General features: G+C 57.1%; 1 rRNA gene. It reads left to right on the plus strand.

The features are described 5' to 3' along the window. Nucleotides 1–49: 49 nt before the first annotated feature. Nucleotides 50–1,302: ribosomal RNA gene (locus AB0M11_RS41300) — 23S ribosomal RNA — on the plus strand; the annotation flags it as partial.

Here is a 1,302-nt window from a genome sequence, read left to right on the forward strand (position 1 = left end):
GGGTGGCTGGTCGTTGTTTGAGAACTGCACAGTGGACGCGAGCATCTGTGGCCAAGTTTTTAAGGGCGCACGGTGGATGCCTTGGCACCAGGAACCGATGAAGGACGTGGGAGGCCACGATAGTCCCCGGGGAGTCGTCAACCAGGCTTTGATCCGGGGGTTTCCGAATGGGGAAACCCGGCAGTCGTCATGGGCTGTCACCCGCTGCTGAACACATAGGCAGTGTGGAGGGAACGAGGGGAAGTGAAACATCTCAGTACCCTCAGGAAGAGAAAACAACCGTGATTCCGGGAGTAGTGGCGAGCGAAACCGGATGAGGCCAAACCGTATGCGTGTGAGACCCGGCAGGGGTTGCGTATACGGGGTTGTGGGATCTCTCTTCTGCGGTCTGCCGGCCGTGGGACGAGTCAGAAACCGTTGATGTAGGCGAAGGACATGCGAAAGGTCCGGCGTAGAGGGTAAGACCCCCGTAGTCGAAACGTCAGCGGCTCGTTTGAGAGACACCCAAGTAGCACGGGGCCCGAGAAATCCCGTGTGAATCTGGCGGGACCACCCGCTAAGCCTAAATATTCCCTGGTGACCGATAGCGGATAGTACCGTGAGGGAATGGTGAAAAGTACCCCGGGAGGGGAGTGAAATAGTACCTGAAACCGTGTGCCTACAAGCCGTGGGAGCACTTCGTGTGTGACTGCGTGCCTTTTGAAGAATGAGCCTGCGAGTTTGCGGTGTGTTGCGAGGTTAACCCGTGTGGGGTAGCCGTAGCGAAAGCGAGTCCGAAGAGGGCGTTTGAGTAGCACGCTCAAGACCCGAAGCGGAGTGATCTAGCCATGGGCAGGTTGAAGCGGAGGTAAGACTTCGTGGAGGACCGAACCCACCAGGGTTGAAAACCTGGGGGATGACCTGTGGTTAGGGGTGAAAGGCCAATCAAACTCCGTGATAGCTGGTTCTCCCCGAAATGCATTTAGGTGCAGCGTCGTGTGTTTCTTGCCGGAGGTAGAGCACTGGATAGGCGATGGGCCCTACCGGGTTACTGACCTTAGCCAAACTCCGAATGCCGGTAAGTGAGAGCGCGGCAGTGAGACTGTGGGGGATAAGCTCCATGGTCGAGAGGGAAACAGCCCAGAGCATCGACTAAGGCCCCTAAGCGTACGCTAAGTGGGAAAGGATGTGGAGTCGCACAGACAACCAGGAGGTTGGCTTAGAAGCAGCCACCCTTGAAAGAGTGCGTAATAGCTCACTGGTCTAGTGATTCCGCGCCGACAATGTAGCGGGGCTCAAGCGTACCGCCGAAGTCGTGTCATT

This window comes from Streptomyces sp. NPDC051987 (assembly GCF_040680735.1).
Classification (GTDB): Bacteria; Actinomycetota; Actinomycetes; order Streptomycetales; family Streptomycetaceae; genus Streptomyces.